A 25163-nucleotide genomic window follows, 5' to 3' on the forward strand; every position below is an offset into this window, starting at 1 on the left:
ACGGAGTCTGCTACGAGACCAAGGCTGGACTAACCGAACGCAATCAACACGAATGTCGATTTTTGTACAGTGATTAGGTTAGTCCGTACTACTACGGTTAGCAAATTGACAAAAATGCGATCGCTATCTTTGCCATTCTAACGATGCTAGGCTACAACAGTAGCAGTAACTTTTTCACTATCGTGCTGTTTCCCAGCTGAGTCGTCTGAAAAACGCTAATTTCACTCATTCTGCTATACTTCTATGACCACTGCTCCCTGGCGATCGCCCTTGTCACGTGCTTTGCACCGCAACCGTAGTCTGGTGTACGCACGTTACTTGCAACTAGCCACTCTCGATCTTAGCGGTAGACCAGCGAACCGCACCGTTGTGTTTCGGGGATTTTTAGAAAACACCAATCGGTTGAAATTTATCACCGATATTCGCAGCGAAAAAATCACCCAAATGCAACATTGTAGCTGGTCGGAAGCTTGCTGGTATTTTCCCAAAACACGCGAACAGTTTCGACTGCTAGGCACTCTCGATTTGGTGGATGCCCATCGGGAAGAAGAAGCCCTACAAAAAGCGCGCTATACCACTTGGCAAAATATATCCGATCCAGCTAGAAACCAGTTTACCTGGCCGCATCCCGGTAGCGATCGCAATAGCACCCCACCAGAAGCTTTTGAAAACACGGCTCCCGACGCCACCAAACCCCTCGACAATTTTTGTCTGCTGCTGCTCGATCCCATCAAAGTAGACTATCTCCTCTTACGCGGGGAACCCCAAAATCGCTATATCTACGAACTAGAAGAAACAGAAGCATCCCTAGAATGGCAAATGAGGGAAGTCAATCCCTAGTCTCTGAGGTGGGAGCGTGGGAGCCTGGGAGCACCGGGTGCATGGGAGATACAATTGGTTGTTTTATCCGAAGCTCCGACGCCCCGATGCCCCCATGCCTCTATTTCTTAAGACTCCTCAGGCAAAATTTTACCAACAGTGCGGTTATCCGGTTGGAAAGTTTCTTTGGCTACCCGCATAATGTCTTCAGCGGTAACCTGTTCGATGGCTTCCAACTCGGAAAATAAATTGCGCCAATCACCAGTTTTGGCTTCGTATTCTAGCAATAGATTGGCCATGCCTTGGTTGGAATCTAACCGCCGCAACAAGCTGGCACGGGATTGAGCTTTCACCCTTTCCAACTCTTCAGAGGTCACCGGTTCGGCTTTTAGGCGTTCGATTTCCCCATGGAGAGCATTTGCCAACTCTTCCACCGAGCGGTCGGGTGCCGTTCTGCCATAAAATAACATTATATTCGCAAAGCGATCGCCAGGAAAACCATTAAATCCTTGGGCATTCAACGCCACTTGCTTCTCTTCCACCAAAGATTTGTACAAACGCGACGTACGACCGCCGCTCAAAATCCCCGCGATCGCATCGTAAATGGTACTATCGGGATGGTCTAAAGCCGGGCGATGATACCCTTCCAGATACCACGGCTGGGAAGGCAACCGCAACGTCACTTCCCGGGGTTCTTCCTGGGGAGGTTCCACCGTTGTTACTTTCGGAGGTTCTGGCTGCGATGGATAGCGACCAAAATAGGTTTGGGCAAGTTCTTTCACCTGTTTGGGATCGATATCCCCCACAATCCCCACAATCAAATTGCTGGGAACGTAATAGGTCTGGAAAAAATCCCGCACATCTTCGCGAGTCAAACTGCGCAAATCTTCTGGATAGCCAATCACAGGTTGCCCGTAGGGATGCTCCTGAAAAGCCGTTTCTAAAAACTCTTCAATTAATTTCCCCACTGGAGAATTATCCGCACGCAAGCGTCTCTCTTCTAAAATCACCTGTTTTTCCTGATAAAATTCCCGAAAAACCGGCTCTAGAAACCGTTCCGACTCCAAAGACATCCACAGCTCTAATTTATTCGCCGGAAAATTGTAAAAATATCGGGTAGCATCCGCCGAAGTGGCTGCATTTAAACCGACGCCGCCGTATTTTTCCACAATTTGCCCGAACTCATTTTGCTTGACATAACTGTTGGCTTTTTGCTGTGCTTTCTGAAACGCTTGCTGCAATTGTTCGACTTTTTGGGTATCGCCAGCTGCCTTAGCAGCTTGCAGGCGTTTGGCAATGCGATCGAGTTTTTCTAGAAGCGGTTTTTCCGCTTGGTAATTTTCGGTGCCAATTTTTTGGGTGCCTTTAAACGCCAAATGTTCCAAAAAATGAGCGACACCGGTTTTCCCTTCCGGTTCATTAACGCCACCTACGTTAGCATAGGTAACAAAGGAAATCACCGGTGCTTGATGTCTCTCCATGAGAATGAATTTCATCCCGTTATCCAGGCGAAATTCGCTAATGCTTTCGCTAACTCGTTCCAAATAGGGTTGAATGGAACGGTCGGGATTGTTGGTTGTTTCGGCAAAAGCAGGAGTCGCCCATCCACTCCAGCAAAACAAACTCAAAGCGATCGCGATCCAACCCACGCGCCGCCATAGCTGCCCAAGGGAGGAAACCAAAGAGGAAACAACATTTTTTAAACGCATTTGGATAGCTGGGAAAGTCAAACAGGTATTGACAAACATAGAACCAGAATGTAAAGAAGTTAGAAACTTTTTTGGGAAGGTAGAATGTCAAATCGCACAATTATAGTACCGAATGCAGTCGTTTAGGAAACCAGGAAATTTTATGGAAATGTCACCCAACGTTCAATCTCCAGAAGTGTCAACCACCGATTCCCCCTCCCAAGTGGCTTGTCGGGAACGAATTTTGCAAGCGGCACTACGTCTGTTTGCGCACCATGGATATGATGGCACAACCACACGGGATTTGGCAGCAGCCGCCAACGTAGCCGAAGGCACCCTATTCCGACATTTTCCCAACAAAAAGGCCATTTTAATCGAAATTGCCACCGAGGGATGGGTAGAAATCCTGACCGATTTGCTCACCTCCTTAAGCGAAATGGGCAGCTACAAAGCCGTTTCCCAGGTAATGAAACAACGGCTACTGTCGCTCAATCGCAACAACGATCTGCTGCGAGTTTGTTTTCTAGAAGCCCAATTTCACCCGGATTTGCGCGATCGCATTCAAGAAGAAGTCATCGAAAAAATGATGGATGTCACCGAAGCCTTTATCCAAACCGGCATCGACCGTGGCATCTATCGCCCCCTCAACCCCAAACATGTGGCCAAAATTTTCCTAGGCATGTTCACCATTGCCGGATTTAGCTCTTCTACCATTTTAGAAGAAGAAAATTCCCCCAAAGCCATGCAGGAAATGGCAGAAACCCTCGCCGATATTTTCCTCAATGGCGTTTTGGTTCCAGAATAACAACTTGTCGTTGTCGCCCCATCCACAGATTCATGAACAACCAACAAACAACCCTCGATCTATCCACATTACAGCAACGCCGCAGCCACCTCACCCAGCAACTCCAGCACCCGGTGATGTTGTGGTCGGGCAAACGCGCCCCGCGCAACTTTCCCGCCAATACCTTTCCCTTTCGTGCCAGCAGTCATTTTCTCTATTTTGCCGGCTTAAATATAGAAAATGCCATTTTGCGTCTCGATGGCGATCGCACGGAACTGTATGTGGATAATCCCGATCCTGGGGAAGTTTTGTGGCATGGAGAAATGCCCCAACGCGACGACCTAGCCACCACCATCGGTGCGGATGCGGCATTTGACCTCGCAGCCGCCTCCCAACATGCCGCCGATGCTGCCACCATTCCCCACCCCGACGACAGCATCCGCATCCAGCAAAGCCAACTCCTGCAAAGAACGGTAGACTGGCCTTTAAGCGATCGCGATCGGGCTTTGGCAGATGTCATTGTTTCCCTGCGCCTGTGCCACGACACCGCCGCCATTGACCAATTGCGCCAAGCCAGCCCCGTCACCGTCGCTGCCCACCAAGCCGCCATGGCAGCCACCCCCCACGCCCAAACCGAGGCAGAAGTTCGTGCCGCGTTAGAAGGAATTTTCCTCGCCCACAACATGACCCCCGCCTACAGCAGCGTCGTCACCGTGCAGGGGGAAGTCTTACACAACGAAGTGTATACCCACACCATTCAACCGGGAGATTTGTTGCTCGCAGACGCCGGTGCCGAAACCCCCAGCGGCTGGGCATCCGACGTCACGCGAACTTGGCCGGTCAGCGGGCGCTTTTCCCCTACCCAACGGGATATCTACGACGTGGTTTTGGCAGCTCACGACGCCTGCATTGAAAAAGCCCAACCAGGCGTAGAATATCGGGATTTGCACCTCCTCGCCGCCCACACCATCGCACAAGGCTTGGTCGATTTAGGAATTTTGCGAGGAAACCCAGAAAATCTAGTAGAAATGGACGCCCATGCCTTATTTTTCCCCCACGGCGTCGGTCATTTGTTGGGGTTAGACGTACACGATATGGAAGATTTGGGCGATTTGGCAGGATATGCCCCCGGCAGGCAGCGTTGCGATCGCTTTGGGTTGGCTTTTTTACGTTTGAACCGTATGCTAGAAGCGGGAATGCTCGTCACCATCGAACCAGGCTTTTATCAAGTTCCCGCCATTCTCAACGACCCGCAACGGCGACAGCGCTACCAGGAAGTGGTAAATTGGGAACGTTTGGCGCAATTTCAAGACGTACGCGGCATTCGTATCGAAGACGATGTCTTAATTACGAACTCAGGCAACGAAGTGCTCACTGCCGATTTGCCCACAGCCGCTGCGGAAATCGAACAGTTGGTGCACGCACCAAAAAGCAATACGCCCTCACCCATCGAACCGCAATAGCCATCTCTGCCATGCCAGGTTCTCTCCAGGAGGTGGGGGAGAGCTATTTTCCTAATATTCTCCCAAATGAAATTTGTCATAAGTTATTTTTTATTCAGCAATGAACGAAAACAGTTCCCATAACGTCAGGCAATTACGCACCAAAATCACTTTATGGTCGGGAGCAGGGATTGTCATTGCAAGTGCCATTGTTGCCTGCGTCAGTATCTTGCCGTTATACAACCAACTACAAACGAAAGAAAAAGAAAATTTAAAATCCACCGTCCAAACCCGTACCATGGCGGTTGAGGAATTTCTTTCTAAAGCCAAAAACGTTGCCCTACAAATCACCAGCCGTACCCGCGCGCGACAGCTTTTACAAGGATACAACCAAGGAGAGTTGGAACCACCGCAATTTCGAGAAAATATTTCCCCCATTTTACAGGATGCCTTGCGCAAGTCGGATGCTGTTGCCGGAATTGCTCGTTTGGGCAGCAACCAACGGCTGGCGGTGAGTGTTGGCACACAAATTCCCAACGAATATTGGTCTATCCCTCCCGCTACTTCCACCCAAGTGAGCGTCGAGGGTCCGATTGACATTCAAGGGCAATCTTACTTGGTGTTGGGGGCACCGATTGTCGATAACAACGAAAACCGGGTAGGAACGGATGTGGTCTTATTTCGAACCAGAACTTTGCGCCGGATGATTGGGAATTACCAAGAAGAATTGGGGAACACTGGCGATATGATTCTTGCCAGCAGCGATCGCACCAATATCGACTTACTCTTTCCCTTGCAGGATGGCAGCGAAACCCTTTCCGAACCGCTTGCTAATGTGATGAAACGGGCGATTACCGGAGAACAGGGGGTTCGGGAGTTGCCAACGCGATCGCAAACCATGGCTTATTTCCCCGTGGAAAACAGCAATTGGGGCGTTGCTGTCATTCGAGATAATGCCGCCCTTTATGGGTCTTTGAATAAGAGATTGCGCAATATTTCAATTATTATTGTATTGTTAGCTGGGATAGGAAGCGTCGGCATGGTCTGGTTGTTACGCCCTTTAGCTGGCAAAACCGTTCTGCAAACCGAGCGACTGCAACAGGAAATTGAGGAGAAAAATTCCCTTTTACAAGAAAAGAACCAAATTTTGGCATATCAAGAACAAAGAAAAGCTTGGATAGATGATGCTATGGAGCGCTTGCAACAGCTACAGGATTTTGCCCAACAGGTAGCAGAACAAACAGCTACTTCTAAAGCTCAAGCCGAACAAGCTTTATCTCTAATGGATCGGGGAACTAAGTCAGTGGATGCTACCTTGGAACAAATGGAGATTTTAAAAGATGCCGTCGCCCAGATTGACGAGCAAATGAATGCGTTGAATAATAATACTGGGGAGATTGGTACGGTGACCGAACTGGTGAGCAATTTAGCCAATCAAACCAATATGCTAGCCCTGAATGCAGCGGTAGAAGCCGTGCGTGCGGGGGAACAGGGGAAAGGATTTTCGGTGGTGGCTTCGGAAATTCGCAAATTGGCTGACCGCAGCCGCCAGTCGGCAGAAAAAATTCACGATTTGGTTTCCCAGATTCAATCTGGCATTCAAAGTACCACCAACACCACCGAATCGGGAACGGAAGCCATGCAATCGGGGGTAAATTTATCCCAACAATCGGCGGAAACCTTTAATGGCGTGTATGCTTCTTTGCAGGAAGTAGTACGCAGTTCTCAAGAGATTTCTAATTCCACAGAACAGCAAGCACAGTCAATTCAGAAACTGGTGGATACAATTCAAGAATTGGATAATAATGCGATCGCAGATTCGCAGGCAAAATCCCAACCTGTTGAGAATAATTCGCAATAATATCCCCCGTAGGTTGCTTTTTAAGTATCCAGCGACAATCGCCAAACCGTTAGGGGTGCTTCCTTGCCTTTAACCACCAGTGGCGGGCAAGATTTGACGGCTAAATCTTCCCCAAATGCTTGGTAGACAGCATCGGAAATTGTGATTTCTCCTGGTGGCGTTGCCTTTTCCAAACGACTCGCCGTATTCACCACATCGCCAATAGCCGTGTAGGTACGTAGTTCGCTGCTACCAAACCAACCTTCTAATGACTCGCTATCTAGCGGATTGTCAGAATTGTTATTCTGGCTACTATTGCCATTGTCTGTATCGCTTATACTGCGATCGGTTGTATCGTCAATATCATCATCCCTGTCATTAATATTGTCGTCGTCATCCCTCTCATCTACGTCGCCAGCTTCTCCAGCTTCTCCAGCTTCGCCAACATCGCGACTCAGGGTAACTGAGGGTACCATGGATTCCAAAGTAGTGTTTTGAAATAGTTTAACTGCGTTCGAGTTCATTTTCCGTCTCCTAATGGTGGTCTTGGTTTGCTTCTATTAATGAAGCCTGCCACCGAAAAGTAAAGAATTCGGGAAGAACTGAAAATTTTTGCTGGCTATGTATCGCTACCAGTAGTTTCCCATTTTTGCAACTGCTATTGACAAAATTGCCAAATTTATGTTATATTGTTTTCAAGATAGGGCGATTTCGGTCGTCATAAAAAAGGGGAGGTTTTTTTGAGACGCCTTTACCCAAACATCTAAGCTGCAAAAAAATAATTATTTGTTTGTACAAAATAATAACAATAGCAAGACAATAAAATATCTACATCCCTTTTATTTAGAAGGATGAGGGATTGCCGGTAACTGAACTTGGAAACAACTGCCTTTTCCGAGTTCGCTGGTTACGGAAATGCTACCTTGATGGCAGGTAACAATAGCTTTCACAATAGATAAACCCAATCCCGAACCACCCTCGCGGCGAGTGCGAGCTTTATCGGCGCGCCAAAAACGGTCAAAAATATGTTTTTGTTGGGTTGGCGTCATACCCATTCCCGTATCTTCCACCAATAGAATGGCTTTATCTTGACTGTATTTGAGAGTGACTGCCACCGTTCCTGCGGCTGGCGTATACTGCAAAGCATTGTCAATCAGGTTGTGAGCCAAGCGTTGGAGTTGTTTGCCATTTCCACGCACCCAGATATCATTGGTTATATGGGATTGTAGCGCGATGTTTTTATGTTCCGCGATCGCTTCTTTCATATCTACCACATCCTCTAGAACCTCATCTAGGGGAATCGGCTGTAAGGAAGGGGGATTGTCTAATTGATTGTCCATTCGCGTCAGGAGAAGTAAATCTTCTACCAAAGAACTCATCTGTTCGGAAGCACTAGCGATCGCCTTAACCTTATCGCGATCGCTGGCATGAATCCGTTCTAGATGCTGCTGCATGACATCAGCCGAAGTGCGAATTGCCGTTAAAGGGCTGCGCAACTCATGGGAAGCATCCGCCGTAAACTGTTTGAGCTGTTCTAAATTTTTTAAAATTGGCTTGAGGGATTCGCGAACCAACCAAATGCTACCTAGCAAAGCAAATAGAAAAGCAACGGAACCACCAATGGTCAATCCCCAACGCAGGCGAGCCAACTCTGCATGTAAAAAGTCCATATCGGCACTTGCTCGAATATAGCCAAGTTTTTGGCGATCGCCGGATGGCAAAGAAATATAACTGGGTACGATATAGCTACGAATTTCTCCTTGCTCTCGGAAAAAACCAGATGGGGGAATAGTTTCCGGCAGGGGGGATTCTACCGACAAATCCCCTTCGTGAACCATTAACTGCTTTTTTTGGTCGTACCACTGGATGCTGGTATCTGCCGACATTTTATGTTTTTGGGGAATTTCTAAAATAGATTGGGCGCGATACTTACCCATGAGCTGGGATACGCTGATAGAACCCACTTTCTGTTCGCCATCACCAGAAAGATAGCTGTTATATTTTTGATGTTCGCTAAGCTCTTCATACTCATGTTGGAGCAAATCCAGGGTACTTGCCCCGGCAGCCGCTAATTGTTGCAATTTATTATCGACTTGCTGGTAGCGATCGCGGGCGACAACTTCATAGACAGATAAGGTAAAAACAATTAAAATTGTACCAATGGTTCCCATGTACAGCAATAAAAGACGGTTGCGTATTCTTTCATGTGGTTCTTTTGATGGTTTGACAGAACCTTTTCTGGGAATCAATTGCGGGAAAATTTTCCAAAAAACTGCCATAATCACAATTCAAATAAAAACGATATAAATCAAAAGAACTTATAAATTGGGATTGAGTCGGTATCCCAACCCGTAAACCGTTTCAATGAGATTGGCTGGGGCACCAGCCTTTTTGAGTTTTTTCCGCAAACTGCGTAAATGAACCTTAACCGTTTCTTCACCAGGGGTATCGTCTAACTCCCACGAGCGATCCAAAATGGTCTGACGGCTGAGAACCTGGCTGCCATGACGCATGAGCACTTCCAGCAAACCGTATTCTTTCGGAGTCAGCTTTAGCAAGGTATCATTGTATCGCACTTCGCAGCGATCGGGATGCAGGGTTAAACGTTCCCATTCTAAAACGGGTTGGTAGCTAAGGTGGCATCGCCGCAACAAAGCGCGTACCCGAGCCAATAACTCCGATAGATCGAAAGGTTTGATAATATAATCATCGGCACCAGCATCCAAACCAACCACTTTATCTTCGTTGCTATCTTTAGCAGTGAGCATTAGAACCAAGGTAGATAGCCTTTTGTCTCGCAGGCGACGACATAGGGTAATGCCATCTAATGTGGGTAGCATGAGATCCAAAACAATTAAATCAAAATGAAATCCCAAGGCAAATTCCAAGCCAATTTCCCCATCACTGGCGATTTCTACAGAATAATTGCGATCGCGCAAAGCTTCAGCGAGAGGGTAGGCAATTCTATCGTCATCTTCGACAATTAAAATTTTCATACTCGTGCTGGGAAGCTTCTAGTTGCTACTTATATGCTAGGATAGCAATTTCGATGCAGAATTGATTTCCCGTTGATTTCTTCCCGAACAACGGAACTTTGCCGAACGTGGCACAATGGAAACATTATTGGTTCCCAGCACCGCCAGTTGCCAACGAATATCCCAGCTATTGGCTAATTTCATGGTTCATCGCGATTTGCCGCAGCTTTCTTTTATCGATCCTCAAGGGAACAACCGCCACCAAATCGAACAGTTGATTGCCGAAGCTGTTGAAGTGGTGTTGTCTCATACCACCCAAGCCGCTAGCCGCCATCCCCTTCCCGATAATTTAAATATTGGGGAAGATTTGGCGGAAATTCCCGAATATGCCACCGCAGAATCGACACTGCTGGCAAAGTTACAGCAAATTGTGGAAACTTCTATGAATGCGGCGCATCCCGGGTATATCGGTCACATGGATTCGATTCCGACCACCATGTCGCTGGTGGGAGATTTGGTGGCGGCTGCGTTGAATAACAATATGCTGAGCGTGGAAATGTCGCCACTGTTTTCCCGTTTGGAACCTTTGCTGTTGCGTCAGTTCGCGCAAATGTTCGGCTTGGGCGATCGCGCTGGTGGAATTTTACTCAGCGGTGGCAGCCTGTCCAACTTACAAGCTTTAGCGGTGGCGCGCAATGCAATCTTGTCTGTACAAGAGAAAGGAATTGCTGGTTTGGGGAAACAACCGGTAATTTTGGCTTCGGAAGCTGCCCATACCTCTTTAGAAAAAGCAGCCATGGTGTTGGGTTTGGGAACGTCTGGGGTGGTGCGCGTGGCAACCAATGAAAATGCCCAAATGCGCGTGGATGCTTTGGAAGCGGCTATTCAACAAGCGTGGGATGCGGGGAAAATGCCTTTTGCGATCGCGGCGACGGCGGGAACTACGGCTACTGGGAATATCGACCCGCTGCCGGAAATTTCCCCAATTGCCCGACAGTACCAGCTTTGGTTTCACGTGGATGCGGTTTATGGGGGGGCTTTGGTGTTTTCTCCCCAATACCAACACTATCTCAACGGGATAGAAAATGCCGATTCCGTGAGTTTTAATCCCCAAAAATGGCTGTACGTGGCGAAAACTTGTTCTATGGTGCTGTTTCGGGATTTTGCTGGGTTGGCGGATACCTTTCAAATTGAGGCACCTTACATGCAGCGATCGCCTCAATGGTGGAATTTGGGGGAAGTGAGCGTACAGGGAACCCGCCATGCGGATATTTTGAAGCTTTGGTTGTCGTTACAGCACTTGGGAAAACAAGGGTATACTTGTCTGATCGAACAAAGTTACGAACTGACGGCTTATTTTGTGGCGGCAATTCGGGAACGTTCTTACTTGCAACTGGCAACGGAACCGCAAATCAATGTTATTTGTTTTCGCCTGGCAGCTAGCGATCGCGACAACGAACAATTGCAGAAATTTTTGTTGCAAGAGTATAATACTTTCTTATCGCTCCATCGGTACCAGCAAAAACAATGGTTAAAAGCGGTATTGTTAAATCCTTATACTAGCCAAACAGAAATTGATAAGTTGTTTGCTGGGATTGATGCGTTTTGGCACAATCATCAATGAAGATACCCCACCTGGTAGCAGGAAATCTTTGTTAGGATGTTTTAATACGCGATCGCAGCTACTCGTTCGTTTGGTCACTGTCATGGGGATAACGAACCATTGATTGTAGGGATTTGGGTACCCAAATCGAATACGTAGAATCCGGCAACGAACAAGGGGGATTCGTGGCGATGTCAATCAACCATGGTTAGCCATCCACGGCGAACGGCATGAACAATGCGATCGATAGCTGCTAGTTCGTCGGCACTCATGTCGGTTTCTAGAAGGGTCTTTTGAATGGTAGCCCGTTGTTCTGTATTCAGAGAGCCTGAGTGCCAAATTTGATAAAACAAAAGGTACAGGTGGGTCGCCGAAGGAACAGTCCTAGAACATTCTGTATACATAAGCGGTGGGCTTCGGCATAACAAACCTCAAGCGCTTACCATTATTGCGGAATTTTGTGGTTATGGATGCGATCGCTGTACCATGCAAGAAGCGATCGCGATCGCAATCGAGAAACAACTTGTAGGGGGCACCTAGCTCTAAATTGTTGATTTTGGACCTCTACCCCCAACATACTTTGGTGTGGCAGGTTGTGTAGGAAGTATAGAAACGAATTGACTGATGAAACGAGACAACGCCGCTGGCTTGCGCCAACAACTCATTGACCTCGATCGCCGCAGCTATAAAGCTTATAAAGATATTCAGGGAAGCTACAAGTTTCCAGACTTTACCCTCATTATCGAACACGTCCAAGGAGATCCGTTCGCTTCTCCCAGCAAACTGCGGGTAAAGATACCGCAAAATATTGCCGATTTTCCCAAGAAAACCTACAGTTCCGCCAGTCGGGAAGTGGCTTTGCGAGACTATCTAACCCGCGAGTTTCGCAAAAAAGCGCACAAAATCAGCAGCCGGCGGGGAACTGGCAACAGCGGTACCATTGAAATGGTACGCGTCGGACAGACCGTTTTGCCCAGAACCGCCGTCAACGTCGATGATGACTATGTAGAAGCACGATTTTTGGTGGGATTGCCAGCCCAAGGACGGCGCATTTTGGGCAAACAAGCTGCCGAACTGCTGTGCGACGACATTGCCGAACTGGTAGACGAAACCCTCAAATACGATGCTTTAGACGCAGAAATCCTGCAAAAACATGTGGAAACTGTAGAAGATGCCGATTGGTTGCGATCGCAGCTAGAAGAACAGAACCTGGTCGCTTTTATTCCCAATGGCGCTATTTTACCCCGGCGCAGCGGTGTAGACGACCGACCCCTCGCCGAAGGGGCTATACCTTTCCAATCTCCCGAATCCCTGAAAGTAGAATTTACTTGCCCCAATCGCGGTCCCATCGAAGGCATGGGGATTCCCACCGGCATCACCTTGGTGGTTGGCGGCGGCTACCACGGCAAATCTACTCTGCTCAATGCTATCGAAACGGGAATTTACAATCACATTCCCAGCGACGGTCGCGAGTTGGTGGTGACCCATCCCGATGCCTTGAAAGTTCGTGCCGAAGACGGTCGTAGCGTTTCTGGGGTAGATATTTCGCCGTTTATTAACGACCTACCCCAAGGACGGTCTACCACCCAATTTTCCACCACCAACGCCAGTGGCAGTACCTCGCAAGCAGCCAATATCGTGGAAGCCGTAGAAGCCGGGGCTAAAGTATTGTTGGTAGACGAAGACACCGCCGCTACCAACTTTATGATACGCGATCGCCGCATGCAAGAGTTGATCGCCAAAAATAAAGAACCTATTACCCCGTTTATCGATAAAGTTCGCTTGCTGTACCAAGATTTGGGCGTTTCCGTGTTGTTGGTGATGGGGGGTAGTGGCGACTACTTCGATATCGCCGACCGTGCCATTGCCATGGAAAACTTCCTTCCCTACGATGTCACCGACCGCGCCAAAGCCATTGCTGCTGAATATGCTACTGGTCGTGAAAGTGAAGGGGGAGAAATGTTTGGTAAAATTAGTTCCCGCATTATCCAACCCAACAGCCTCGACCCCAGCAGTGGCAAACGCGATGTTAAAGTGAAAGTTCGCGATGTGGATGCTATTTCTTTCGGCAAGGAAGATATCGATTTGTCCTCAGTGGAACAAATTGCGGAATCTTCCCAATTACGCGCGATCGCAGCAGCTTTGGTCTATCTCAAACAAGAATACGTCAACGGTAAGCTGTCTTTAGTCGAAATCCTCGACCGGGTGATGGCCGATGTCCAAGAACAAGGCTTGGACGTGCTTACCCGGTTTCCCGAAGGAGATTTAGCTGAATTTCGCCGCTTGGAACTTGCCGCTGCCATCAATCGCTTGCGTACGTTGCAAGTTCGTATTTAACCAATTTTTCTAGGGAAATGGGGAAAATGCGATCGCCATCCATCCCCATCCGTCACTTCCACGCAGCTCAGCGTCAGTCCCCATTTCCCCATCTGCTAGAATTGGCCAGCTTTGCCGGCGAAATCGTTTCCCCTCTATAGAAACCCACAGATTATCAACAAATAATAACTTGGGCGCTCAAAGGGAGGACAATTCCCGCCCAAATTGCTCCAATTGAGCCTTAGGTACAAGCATTTGGGAACAAAAATGTGGCATCATGAGAAGACCTTGTAATCTCAACGACTCAAAGTAAAAATGTCAATCGAAAGCATCTAGGAACCCCTCACCGCTAACAGTGGACCCGACCATCGCCAGAGAATCGGCGAAGCGGTTTCCCCAGCAAATTTTGTCCTTCTTTCTACTACGTAATCGAATATTCAATCTCTCAAAGAAATAGGGACCAATCCCCTGCTTGCGCCGACAGCCGCCGCGATGGCCTTGCAACCTCGGTTGGGTTGTCCGCAGAAAATGAGCAGTTGGCGCACTCGCAGCAGGAGCGAATCACCGTTTGCCCCTGCCAGCCAACTCCTGCAACGATCGAAGAAACATAAGGTATTGCTGTATGAATCATCCAAGCAAAAACGCCAACAATCTCCACCCCACCAACACAGAACATCCACTTGCAGAGCCGTCCGTCTCCCCAGCTTGGGCAGCTTCTTCCCATGCGGAACCGCAAGCGGTGAGCACCGCCGAACCGCAGTGGTTGGTTGAAGAACGAGATGCCTGTGGTGTGGGCTTTTTGGCGTATCCCAACGGCGAACTTCACCACGATATTCTAGATCGAGCCCTCTCGGCCCTGTCTTGTCTGGAACACCGGGGTGGATGTGGTGCCGACTCGGATTCTGGAGATGGCGCTGGTATCACCGCAGCCATTCCTTGGAAAATTATTCACCAGTGGCTGAACGAACAGGGAAAAACCGTTGCCAACGGGCACAGCATCGGTGTGGGCATGGTCTTTTTGCCCCAAGACGAAAATAAAGCCGCTCGCTGCCGGGAAATCGTCAATGCGGTCATTGAAAAAGAAGACTTGCAAGTGCTGGGATGGCGTCAAGTTCCAGTGAACCGAGACGTGGTAGGACCGCAAGCCAGCGAAGTGGCCCCCGAAATCGAACAGATCGTCGTCGCTTCGCCGCAGTCGGGAGATGACCTGGAAAGGCAACTGTATTTGGCACGCCGTTCCATTGGCAAAGTGCTGCAACGGGAATCCGATATTGTCTGGCAAGAAGAGCTGTATTTCTGTTCTTTCTCCGGACGCACCATCGTGTACAAAGCCATGGTACGTTCGGCGGTCCTGGGAGATTTTTATTTAGATCTGCAAAATCCCGACTACCAAACATCCTTTGCCGTCTACCACCGTCGCTTCAGTACCAACACCATGCCCAAATGGCCCCTGGCACAACCCATGCGCCTGCTGGGTCACAACGGGGAAATCAATACCCTGTTGGGCAATACCAATTGGATGCTGGCACGGGAGTCGGATTTACATTCTCCTGTATGGGGCGATCGCATTGAGGATCTCAAGCCCACGGTGAACCGCGAAAACAGCGACTCCGCCACCTTGGACAACGTACTAGAATTGCTAGTGCGTTCCGGTCGTTCCCCGTTGGAAGCACTGACCATTATGGTGCCGGAAGCCTACCAAAACCAACCGGAGTTGGAAGAGCACCACGAAGTTGTAGATTTTTACGAATATTACAACGGTTTGCAGGAACCCTGGGACGGTCCAGCGCTGTTGGTGTTTACCGATGGTTGCTATGTCGGTGCCGCTTTGGACCGCAACGGTTTGCGGCCGGCACGCTATGCGTTAATGGAAGATGGTTTGGTGGTGGTGGCTTCCGAAGCTGGGGTCATCGACTTGCCTGCTTCCCAAGTCGTGGAAAAAGGTCGTTTGGGTCCCGGACAAACCATTGCTGTGGATTTGCAAAAGCAGCAAGTTCTCAAAAATTGGGATATCAAGAAACAAGTGGCCAAAGCCCATCCCTACGGGGAATGGCTGCAACAATACCGCCTCTGCGTTGCTCAGGAATCTTTTCAAGACGGCGACAGTACCTGGATTGACAAAGACCAGCTGCCCCAACAGCAAATGGCCTTTGGCTATACTTCTGAAGATGTGGAAATGATTGTGGAAGCCATGGCCAAACAGGGGAAAGAACCGACTTTCTGTATGGGGGATGATATTCCCCTGGCGGTGCTGTCGGACAAACCCCGCTTGCTATACGACTATTTCAAACAGCGTTTTGCCCAGGTGACCAATCCGGCGATTGACCCCTTGCGCGAAGGGTTGGTGATGTCTTTGGAAATGCTGTTGGGCGAACGGGGGAACCTGTTAGATGTGAAGCCGGAATACGCCCATTTGGTGAAGCTGCAAACGCCAGTGCTGGCCGATGAAGAACTGCAAAAAATTCCGGAAGCTGGTTTACCAACGGAAACCCTATCTACCCTGTTTGAGGTAGCCTCCGGTGGGGATGGACTCCGCCAAGCCATCAACCAGTTGTGTCAGCGGGCAGCAGCAGCGGTCCAAGCTGGAACCAAAATTTTGATTCTTAGCGATCGCTTCTTATCAGATAAGGGAAATTTTGTCAACCTCGATGATGCCCACAGCTACATTCCGCCGCTGCTGGCAGTGGGTGCGGTGCACCACCATTTGATTCGCCAAGGGTTGCGGATGAAGGCTTCTATTGTGGTGGATACTGCCCAGTGCTGGAGTACCCACCACGCCGCTTGTTTGATTGGCTACGGTGCCAGTGCGGTTTGCCCCTACATGGGGTGGGAAACCGTGCGTCACTGGTGGCAGGACCCCAAAACCCAAAAAATGATGGAACGGGGCAAAATCGAGCCGTTATCGCTGGCGGATGCGTTGAACAACTACCGCCATGCCATGGAGATGGGCTTGATGAAAATCCTCTCGAAAATGGGGATTTCGCTGCTGTCCAGTTACCAAGGGGCGCAGATTTTTGAGGCTATTGGCATCGGCCAGGAACTGTTGGATTTGGCCTTTGTGGGAACAACTTCCCGCATTGGTGGTTTGAATCTAGAAGATTTAAATCGGGAAATTCAGGAGTTCCACGGGAAAGCTTTCCCCCACCTGAAGAAACTGGAAAATTGGGGGTTGATTCAGTATCGCGGCAGCGGCGAATACCACATCAACAATCCCGATATGTCCAAGGTGCTGCACAAGGCAGTCCGTCAGAAAAATTACGACCACTACCAGGTGTACAAGCAGCAATTGGAAAACCGTCCGGCAACGGCTTTGCGGGACTTGTTGGATTTCCAAAGCGATCGCGAATCCATTTCAGTAGACGAAGTGGAACCGGTGGAAGATATTGTCAAGCGGTTCTGCACCGGGGGCATGTCTTTAGGTGCCCTATCGCCAGAAGCACACGAAACACTGGCCATTGCCATGAATCGCATCGGCGGCAAGTCCAATTCCGGCGAAGGTGGGGAAGACCCCATACGCTTCAAAGTCTTCAACGATGTGGACGAAGAAGGTCATTCCCAACTGCGTCCGCACCTGAAAGGTCTGAAAAACGGCGATACCTCTTCTTCGGCAATCAAACAGGTGGCATCGGGACGGTTTGGGGTCACCCCCGAATACCTGATGAACGCCAAGCAAATCGAAATTAAGATTGCCCAAGGGGCCAAGCCTGGTGAAGGCGGTCAGTTGCCCGGTCGCAAGGTCAGTGGCTACATTGCCAAGCTGCGCCGTTCCAAGCCCGGGGTGACCTTGATTTCACCACCGCCCCACCACGATATTTACTCCATTGAGGATTTGGCGCAGTTAATTTTCGACTTGCACCAAGTGAATCCCCATGCCGGGGTTTCCGTGAAGCTGGTGTCTTCTATTGGTATTGGCACCATTGCTGCTGGTGTAGCCAAAGCCAACGCTGATGTCATCCAAATTTCCGGTCACGAAGGCGGTACCGGGGCTTCGCCGTTAAGTTCGATTAAGCATGCCGGATCGCCCTGGGAATTGGGACTGACGGAAGTCCATCGCGTGTTGATGGAAAATCGCCTGCGCGATCGCTCCATCCTGCGGGTAGACGGCGGCATCCGCACCGGTTGGGATGTGTTGATGGCTGCTTTAATGGGCGCAGAAGAATACGGCTTCGGGTCCATTTCCATGATTGCCGAAGGCTGCATCATGGCACGCATCTGCCATACCAACAATTGCCCGGTAGGCATTACCACCCAGCAAGAACGGTTGCGGCAGCGGTTCACCGGCTTACCCGAACATGTGGTGAACTTCTTCTATTTCGTGGCTGAAGAAGTGCGATCGCTGCTGGCACGGTTGGGCTATCGCCGTCTGGATGAAGTCATCGGACGTTCCGACTTGCTAACCCCCCGCCAGGGCGCGAAGTTGACCAAAGTAGAAGCGTTAAACCTCCACTGCCTCACCGACCTCCCCCAAGACGAAACCCGCGCCTGGACCCAGCACGAACCAGTCCACAGCAACGGTCCGGTGTTGGACGACGAACTGTTGCAGGATAAAGACATTCTGGCAGCCATTGACAACCAAAGCAGTGTCACCAAAGACATCAAAATTCTCAATACCGACCGTTCTGTTGGCGGTCGCTTGGCGGGATACATTGCCAGCAAGTACGGCGATACCAACTTTGAAGGTCAAATTCATTTAAACTTCACCGGAAGTGCCGGTCAAAGCTTTGGTGCCTTTACCTTACCGGGAATGACCTTGAAATTGGTCGGGGAAGCCAACGACTACGTAGGCAAAGGCATGCACGGTGGCGAAATTTGCATTGTGCCTCCCCCCAACAGCACCTTCGACCCCGCCCAAAATGCGATCGTGGGCAATACCTGCCTCTACGGGGCTACTGGTGGCCTCCTGTTTGCCAAAGGCATCGCCGGCGAACGATTTGCAGTGCGCAATTCCTTTGCCCGAGCGGTCGTTGAAGGTGCTGGCGACCACTGCTGCGAATATATGACCGGCGGCGTTGTGGTTGCTTTGGGCAAAGTAGGACGCAACGTCGGTGCTGGTATGACTGGCGGTATTGGTTACTTCCTCGACGAAGACGGTACGTTTGAACAACGGGTGAACCACGAAATTGTGAAGGTACAGCGGGTTCGCACCGCCGCTGGCGAAAAACAACTCAAAGACCTAATTGCTGCTTACGCCGAACGGACGGGCAGCAACAAGGCGAAGCAGATTCTGGCCAATTGGTCGGAATATCTGCCCAAGTTTGCTCAGGTGGTACCGCCTTCTGAGGAAAATACGCCGGTTGCCAATCCCGAAGCCCAAGAAGAGGAAAAAGTGGCCGTTGCCTCGGCTTCCCTGGGCGCAAGGAAAGCATAACCAACCACCGGTGGTCATGCTTTCAGTAGGGGGAAATTCTCTTTCTCCCTGCTTTTCTTACCGGGATGAATCGGGAGCTTGAAAGCCCTGACCTTTTAAAGCAGGGATGAAAAGCGACCCGTGCGGCTTTAGCCGCCGTTAAAATCAAGTTGATGTGCTAGAATTTAGAAAAGCAGTTGCAAGTACGTCCGGGCAGGGCGGAAAAATGCTCGTCGAGGGCAATGTCGCCGGGGATGGGTTAGCATAGCGAATCCATCTAGGCCCGATGAAGCGAGAATCTCACGAATTCTATTCGTGAGAGTGTCAATTGGCGATCGTTTGAACTGTACGGGGATACCGATAGCGTATCCCCATTTTTGATTATTCGTAATTGACGGAAAATACTTTCCCTAACATATATTGGGCGTCGAAGTCTTGAGCACTGCTGTTGGGTGGCTGAAAGCAGATGGCTACTTTGGCAATGCCTGGCATAAGATCGCAGACACGTTCGATAATTCGATCGGTATACTCTACCAATTGTTTGGCAACTTCCTGTTCGGTGGCGACAATAAAGAAAGTTCGTTCGCCCTCGCTGTCGGGGGCAAAACCAAAGTGGCAAATTTGTAGGAGATTTTGCGTACTTACATCCAAGCCGTTGCAAAAGTGGAGGATGAGTGCTTGGTAGAAAGACTCCTGTAAAGAACGATCTGTAAAATTGGGTTGCGAAAACATGGGTGGTTTCCTCGCTAGGATTTGCTGTCGCCCGTAGCACCCCGAGAAGGGAAAGTGCTATACTAAGGTTTCTCTTACTCTTAGAATGCCCTCTTTTCCGGAACGATATCGCGATCGAGATCGCTTTTGGCAACGATCGCGATCGAAAGGGGAGCAAAAACGAGGGCACAATGGCGGCCAAATGCGGGATTTTTCCTAGCTGGCGAGTTGGGATACAATGGAAAATTTGCAGGCTACCCTATCGCAATCGCAAAGGAGACGCCCATCATGGCGCAACTATACTACGACGCAGATGCCAATTTAGACCTCCTGAAGGGCAAAACTGTGGCAATTATCGGCTACGGTTCCCAAGGTCACGCCCACGCCCTCAATTTAAAAGAAAGCGGCGTAAATGTTGTTGTGGGTTTGTACCCCGGTAGCAAGTCCAAAGCCAAAGCCGAAGCGGAAGGTTTGACGGTTTATTCGGTGGCGGAAGCTGCCCAGGCTGCCGACTGGATTATGGTTTTGCTTCCCGATGAGGTACAAAAAACCATCTACCAACAAGAAATTGCTCCCCATTTAAGCTCCAACCAGGTGCTTTCCTTTGCCCACGGCTTTAATATTCATTTCGGCCAAATCGATCCTCCCGCGGATGTGGATGTGGTGATGGTTGCCCCCAAAGGTCCGGGGCATTTGGTCCGCCGTACCTACGAACAAGGGGAAGGAGTTCCTTGTTTGTTTGCGGTGCAACAGGATGCTTCTGGGCAAGCTCGCGATCGCGCTATGGCTTATGCTAAGGGCATTGGCGGTACCCGGGCTGGGATTTTGGAAACCAGCTTCCGTGAGGAAACGGAAACCGATTTGTTTGGCGAGCAAGTGGTTCTCTGCGGCGGTCTTAGCGCTCTCATTAAATCTGGCTTTGAAACTTTGGTAGCAGCTGGCTATCAGCCGGAACTAGCTTATTTTGAATGCTTGCACGAGGTGAAGCTGATTGTGGACCTCGTGGTGGAAGGCGGTTTGGCAAACATGCGCTACAGCATTTCCAATACGGCGGAGTTTGGCGATTATACCCGCGGTTCTCGCATCGTCAACGACCAAACCCGCGCGGAAATGAAACGCATTTTGCAGGAAATTCAGTCGGGCGAGTTTGCTCGGGAGTTTGTATTGGAAAACCAAGCCGGCCGTCCGGTGCTTACTTCCATGCGCCGCAAAGAAGCAGAACACCCTGTCGAGGAAGTTGGCAAGGATTTGCGGGCTATGTTTAGCTGGCTGAAAAAACGATAGGACCCGAGTCGCCGCACCTTTCCTTTCCAATCTACAAATTCCGGCAAAATTGTAGAAATCTCAAGCCCCCTTTCTCATACCCTTTTCTAAAAGGTCTGCAAGAAATTATTTGGGGGTTTTGTAGGGGCGCTTTGCGAAGTGCCCCTATCTGTTAGAAATTGTAGAAGATATATGGCTGGCAAGAAACGAGAGGAGGCATTTGGTTGCTACTTTGTCAATATTTTATACCAACAAATCCTATTTTTGCGCAGCCTAGATGTTTGGGTAAAGGCGTCCCCATCAACCTCCCCTTTTTTATGGCGATTTCCACCACCCTATGTATATATTCATTTTATTCCCAAAAACAAAAAATGTCAACCCTGTGAGAACCAAGCCTATTTCTTTTTCTCTTCATCCAGCTTTTCAAAAGCTTCTTCCGCACTTTCGTTGGGATCGACACCGGGTTTCCAGTTGTTCGGCACCAACCCCATCATCACTTGATTGAGGGTTTGGCGGGTATTGGCACTGGCACTTTTGAGCGGTTCCGGCAAAAAGCGATCGCCAAAAGCAATAAACACAACCACCAAAAAAAAAGGAATGAGGACGCGCAGGGGTTTCTGTTGCATAGTTCCTTCCACCTCAAACGATGGTGCAGATCCACTTCCATCTTTGCTCAAAAACCACCGCACCGGCATGGGGGAAAACCGCCCCCGACGAAGGCATCACCCCGCAAACGCCTCCGGATAGTACTGGTACCAGGGATAGGCAGCTTCGAGCTGGGAAGCCACCGCAATTAACGTTGCTTCTGCGGCTGGTTTGCCCACCAACTGCACGCTCACCGGCAAGCCATTGCCATCAAATCCGGCAGGCAGCGCGATCGCGGGTTGTCCGGTAGCATTAAAAGGCGGACAGGGGGCAATCCAACGAGTAATCCGATCCAAAATTTCTTCCAAAGGCAACTGCGACCACTCGCCAACGCGAATGGGGGGATGCAACAGCACGGGCAACACCAACACATCCACATCTTGGAAAAACCCCACAATCTGCCGTGCCAGAATTTGTAACTGGCGAATAGATTGCAAATACTCGCCGGCGGAAATTTGCTCGCCTTTTTCAGCCAACATGCGGTTAATGGGTTCCAACGCCGACTTGGCCATCCCAGCAGAAGACACAGCAGCGGCAAAAATGGTAGTAAACGGTTCCACCAACCCTTGAAAATCCGGACAGGCTTCCGTAGCTTCGTGACCGAGTTCGCACAGGCGTTGTGTCGTATCCAAAACCGCTTGTTTGGCGATGTCGCTGGCAGGTGGCAATCCCGGCATCGACGTAGCGTAGGCAATTCGCAGAGAACCGGTGGCTTGGTGGGTTGCTTCCCAAAAAGAAGGATTGGGTTGGCCCAACCAGTAGGGGTCTCCCCAAATATATCCCGACATGGCATCCAACATTGCTGCCGCATCCGCCACCGTACGGGCAATGGGACCATCCGTCGCCATACCGTGCAAGCGATCGCCCACTGGTGCCGAAGAAATCCGACCGCGAGAAGGTTTAATCCCCAGCAAACCGCAACAAGCCGAGGGAATGCGGATAGAACCTCCCCCGTCGGACCCTTGTGCCACCGGCGACAATCCCGCTGCCACCGCCGCTGCTGCACCACCGCTGGAACCACCTGGGGTATGCTCTAAATGCCAAGGATTGCGTGTAGGGGGAAAGCCATTGGGTTCCGTATAAGGCATTGAACCCAGTTGGGAAGTAGCGGTTTTCCCCAGCAAAACAAAACCCGCTTGCCGGAGTTTAGTCACCATGCCATCTTCGTACTCAGGTATCTGGTCGCGCAAAGCTGCCACACCAGCGGAACAGGGCATTTGCGCGACGGCATTTAAATCTTTAATGGGTAGAGGAACCCCGAAAAAAGGTGGCAGGGAAGCTGGGTCGTTGGTGGCTGCCAGTTGTTCGGTTTTGGCTTGGGCATCCCGACGTGCTAGTTCTGGCATGACTGTAAAATAGCTACCCACCCTGCTGTCGTATCGTTCAATTCTTTCTAAATAAAAATCCAGAAGTTCCAGGGGAGAAAGTTCTTTCTGCCGGATGCGTTTGGCTTGTTCTAAAGCTGGTTGAAATGCGAAATCGATCTCTGACATGGAGAGGTTCCCGATTGGTCTTTCATTGGCGACGCATGCGAAGTTAAGGACGCAATTGCCGTTTCATTTTAGCAAACTGACGAAAAAAGACGGGAGCTTGCAGGGGTAGGCACGGGGGCGCTACCCCTAAATTTTTGTGGGTTTATGTACATCAGATTGGGTAGAACTTGCCCAAAAAACGATTCCCCGCCGGGAAACGGGGAATATGACGGGCAACACATCGCGTGGTTTTTTAATGGACTTGAGGAACTTGACTGGGTTTAAGCAGGGACCCTTCCTCAAGGGCGATAGGTAGATGCTTTTTCAAAATAATGTGCCGTTGGGCGTCGAAGCTGAGAATGCCTTGGTTCTGAAATTTGCTTAACAAACGGGTAATGGTCACGCGGCTCGTACTGATGGCGTTGGCGATTTCTTGGTGGGTTAGGCGAATGCCAATGCGGGTTCCTTGGGGAGTGGTTTCTCCCATTTCTTGTTTGAGCAGTTGCAAAAGCTGTTGCAGTCGCGCTTCCACTCGACGCTGCCCCGCGATCGCCAGCAATGCTTCCACTTGGCGCAACCGCCGGTTCATTTGCGGTAGTAGCTGCTGTGCCAGCGTTGGCGAGGATTCGATCTCGGCCATGGGATACCAGGTTAGATAAACGTCCGATTGCGCTTTCGCTTGATAGGTTTGCAGTGAAGTCAACCAAGACCCAAAACACATGGATGGACCTACCCAACCTACCAAGCCTTCTTCCCCACTTGGATAGAGAGTGCTTACCTGCACGTACCCCTTGCATACCTGCCAGATACCGTGGATTTTGGTTTCAATCGCTTGCCCTTTCTCGTAAAAAAGCAGGCGACGCTCCCCTATGCGATCGCGAAGCGTCTCAGAATGAGAATCGCAGCGCTTGGTTTCTAAAATGCTCTCGAAAATGGTTGGCATGCCTATCCAAACCAGCCGCATGATAGCTGGCTACTGCGGTTACCTGGATTCAGATTAATACAAATATGGTTTACATAGGTAAAGAAAAGGTAATCATCTGCTTAAAATTCCTTGAACGCAAGCTGCTTTTAGTGGTTGGCGGAACTGCTATCTACCAACGAGGCATGGATTTGGGCAATTTGGGAATAGCTATCTTTCCCAGCAGATTCTGCTGCTTCCTCTTCTGAAGCCTCGCTCTCGGCTAGCGTGCGAGCGCCGATAATGCGTTCGCGTAGTTGTTGGCGCACTTGCGGCAGTAGGTACCGTTGCTGCCAATTCTGCCACTGCTGCCAGTACTGTTGGCGAACTTGTTGCAAGCGATCGCTGAGAACTGGCATAGATTTTTGCCAGTTGCGATGGTGGCGTTGGGTTAACACTTGCTCTAACACCAACGAATCTTGCATGGCCCCCAAAACATCCTGAATTTGTTTCATTTCCTGGACCACATCTTTGTAGGCATCTTCGGGATAGGCACACAAACTCAGTTGGTAGCGAACCCGCTTCACCTGCTTGCGTAAGTCGTGGAGGCATTCCCCCTGCTCGGCGTACAGACCTTCGATGCCTTCTGGGGATAAATCTCGATCTGGCAACCAGGTGCCGTCGCTGTAGCGAACCCCAACCCACCAACCGGGATGCAGGAAAAGCTGGCTGACGGTTGGTCCTAGCAAATCTGGCAAAACCGACTGCAAGGGCATATCAGCAATGCTGCGGTACTGGGGATGGGCCAGCCACTCTTGCAGCTGCTGTTTCATTTGCAGGTAGCGCTTACTTTTGAGGGTGGAACGCACTTCTGCGAGAGCATCTTGACGTTCTTCCTCTAGCAACTGTAGGCTCTTTTGCAGCTGTTTTTGTTCTTTGGTGGGTAGATAGGCGAGGTAATTTTCGGACAAATCGGCCATCAATACGTCCAAATCTCGTAAAGTTCCCAAACGGCGGGCTACTTTACCGATTTTTTTATCGCTGGCGGCGGTTGGCAATTCCAAGGCCACCGCTAAAGTACGAATAATCGAACGCAATCGGCGCATTCCCACCCGCATTTGGTGTAGGTATTCCGGGTCTTTGTCTTTGAGAACCTGTTGCTCGTATTTGGTGGCTTTTTGAAAAGCTTTCTCAATAGCTGTAGAAGCTTGCTCGCCTACGGTGACGGATTGACAAACCATCGTGTTCATAAGATTGCCCCCCTTCTGGTTGCGTTCAAGTAAAACTTTCGGTAGCTTGGAATCCCCGTCGCTTTAGCGCGGGGAGGAAAAGCGCCTCGTGGGGCTTTAGCCCCATT

At 49.9% G+C, this 25163-nt stretch carries 18 protein-coding genes; 8 read left to right on the forward strand and 10 right to left on the reverse strand.

What is annotated here, in order from left to right; genetic code table 11:
* The first annotated feature begins 243 nt into the window (after positions 1–243).
* Positions 244–840, forward strand: coding sequence for an Npun_F5749 family FMN-dependent PPOX-type flavoprotein (locus AS151_RS00555; RefSeq protein WP_071515128.1), 597 nt, complete (start codon positions 244–246; stop codon positions 838–840).
* Positions 841–947: 107 nt separating this feature from the next.
* On the opposite strand, the gene AS151_RS00560 is transcribed toward AS151_RS00555, so the two are convergent.
* Positions 948–2567, reverse strand: a complete 1620-nt coding sequence (locus tag AS151_RS00560) for a pitrilysin family protein (protein WP_244532790.1) — start codon at positions 2565–2567, stop codon at positions 948–950.
* Positions 2568–2676: 109 nt separating this feature from the next.
* Between AS151_RS00560 and AS151_RS00565 the strand changes: the two genes are divergently transcribed.
* From AS151_RS00565 to AS151_RS00575, 3 genes are all read left to right on the forward strand, one after another.
* Positions 2677–3312 (forward strand): TetR/AcrR family transcriptional regulator, encoded by a 636-nt coding sequence (locus tag AS151_RS00565; protein WP_211517474.1) that lies wholly within the window; start codon positions 2677–2679, stop codon positions 3310–3312.
* A 32-nt stretch (positions 3313–3344) separates the two neighbouring features.
* Complete coding sequence (locus AS151_RS00570) at positions 3345–4754, forward strand: aminopeptidase P family protein (RefSeq protein ID WP_071515129.1); 1410 nt, start codon at positions 3345–3347, stop codon at positions 4752–4754.
* Between the two features lie 100 nt (positions 4755–4854).
* On the forward strand, positions 4855–6594 hold the full coding sequence (locus tag AS151_RS00575; protein ID WP_071515130.1) for a methyl-accepting chemotaxis protein: 1740 nt from the start codon (positions 4855–4857) through the stop codon (positions 6592–6594).
* 20 nt (positions 6595–6614) lie between these two features.
* Here AS151_RS00575 and AS151_RS00580 read toward each other — a convergent pair whose 3' ends face one another.
* The 3 genes from AS151_RS00580 to AS151_RS00590 all read right to left on the reverse strand — a co-directional run bounded on the left by AS151_RS00580 (position 6615) and on the right by AS151_RS00590 (position 9569).
* Positions 6615–7097, reverse strand: a complete 483-nt coding sequence (locus tag AS151_RS00580) for an adenylate/guanylate cyclase domain-containing protein (protein ID WP_071515131.1) — start codon at positions 7095–7097, stop codon at positions 6615–6617.
* 315 nt (positions 7098–7412) lie between these two features.
* Positions 7413–8852, reverse strand: a complete 1440-nt coding sequence (locus tag AS151_RS00585) for a HAMP domain-containing sensor histidine kinase (RefSeq protein ID WP_084639308.1) — start codon at positions 8850–8852, stop codon at positions 7413–7415.
* 39 nt (positions 8853–8891) lie between these two features.
* Positions 8892–9569: a response regulator transcription factor gene (locus tag AS151_RS00590; protein ID WP_071515132.1), complete on the reverse strand. Its 678-nt coding sequence runs from the start codon at positions 9567–9569 to the stop codon at positions 8892–8894.
* Between the two features lie 115 nt (positions 9570–9684).
* Between AS151_RS00590 and AS151_RS00595 the strand changes: the two genes are divergently transcribed.
* Positions 9685–11172, forward strand: a complete 1488-nt coding sequence (locus AS151_RS00595; protein WP_211517475.1) for an aminotransferase class V-fold PLP-dependent enzyme — start codon at positions 9685–9687, stop codon at positions 11170–11172.
* A 173-nt stretch (positions 11173–11345) separates the two neighbouring features.
* Here AS151_RS00595 and AS151_RS21810 read toward each other — a convergent pair whose 3' ends face one another.
* On the reverse strand, positions 11346–11504 hold the full coding sequence (locus AS151_RS21810; protein WP_211517476.1) for a hypothetical protein: 159 nt from the start codon (positions 11502–11504) through the stop codon (positions 11346–11348).
* A 271-nt stretch (positions 11505–11775) separates the two neighbouring features.
* Here AS151_RS21810 and AS151_RS00605 point away from each other — a divergent pair, with 271 nt between their 5' ends.
* Both AS151_RS00605 and gltB read left to right on the forward strand, forming a co-directional pair.
* Positions 11776–13488 (forward strand): ABC-ATPase domain-containing protein, encoded by a 1713-nt coding sequence (locus AS151_RS00605; RefSeq protein WP_071515135.1) that lies wholly within the window; start codon positions 11776–11778, stop codon positions 13486–13488.
* Positions 13489–14089: 601 nt separating this feature from the next.
* Positions 14090–18835: a glutamate synthase large subunit gene (gene gltB / locus AS151_RS00610; RefSeq protein ID WP_084639309.1), complete on the forward strand. Its 4746-nt coding sequence runs from the start codon at positions 14090–14092 to the stop codon at positions 18833–18835.
* A gap of 360 nt (positions 18836–19195) precedes the next feature.
* On the opposite strand, the gene AS151_RS00615 is transcribed toward gltB, so the two are convergent.
* The gene (locus AS151_RS00615; protein ID WP_071515136.1) at positions 19196–19546 is read right to left on the reverse strand and encodes a hypothetical protein; all 351 of its coding nucleotides are present in this window, start codon (positions 19544–19546) and stop codon (positions 19196–19198) included.
* A gap of 267 nt (positions 19547–19813) precedes the next feature.
* On the opposite strand from AS151_RS00615, the gene ilvC reads away from it, so the two are divergent.
* Positions 19814–20809 (forward strand): ketol-acid reductoisomerase, encoded by a 996-nt coding sequence (ilvC, locus tag AS151_RS00620; RefSeq protein ID WP_071515137.1) that lies wholly within the window; start codon positions 19814–19816, stop codon positions 20807–20809.
* A gap of 374 nt (positions 20810–21183) precedes the next feature.
* Here the strand turns inward: ilvC and AS151_RS00625 are convergent, their stop codons facing one another.
* The 4 genes from AS151_RS00625 to AS151_RS00640 form a co-directional block, all read right to left on the reverse strand.
* Positions 21184–21414 carry a hypothetical protein gene (locus tag AS151_RS00625; RefSeq protein WP_071515144.1) on the reverse strand — a complete coding sequence of 77 codons (231 nt, stop codon included), beginning with the start codon at positions 21412–21414 and terminating at the stop codon, positions 21184–21186.
* Positions 21415–21510: 96 nt separating this feature from the next.
* On the reverse strand, positions 21511–22926 hold the full coding sequence (locus tag AS151_RS00630) for an amidase (RefSeq protein ID WP_071515138.1): 1416 nt from the start codon (positions 22924–22926) through the stop codon (positions 21511–21513).
* A 232-nt stretch (positions 22927–23158) separates the two neighbouring features.
* A complete protein-coding gene (locus AS151_RS00635) occupies positions 23159–23848 on the reverse strand; it encodes a Crp/Fnr family transcriptional regulator (protein ID WP_084639311.1) in 690 nt (229 codons plus the stop codon).
* Positions 23849–23976: 128 nt separating this feature from the next.
* A complete protein-coding gene (locus tag AS151_RS00640; protein ID WP_071515139.1) occupies positions 23977–25056 on the reverse strand; it encodes a CHAD domain-containing protein in 1080 nt (359 codons plus the stop codon).
* Positions 25057–25163 lie beyond the last annotated feature (107 nt).

The organism is Geitlerinema sp. PCC 9228 (genome assembly GCF_001870905.1).
Lineage (GTDB): Bacteria > Cyanobacteriota > Cyanobacteriia > Cyanobacteriales > PCC-9228 > PCC-9228.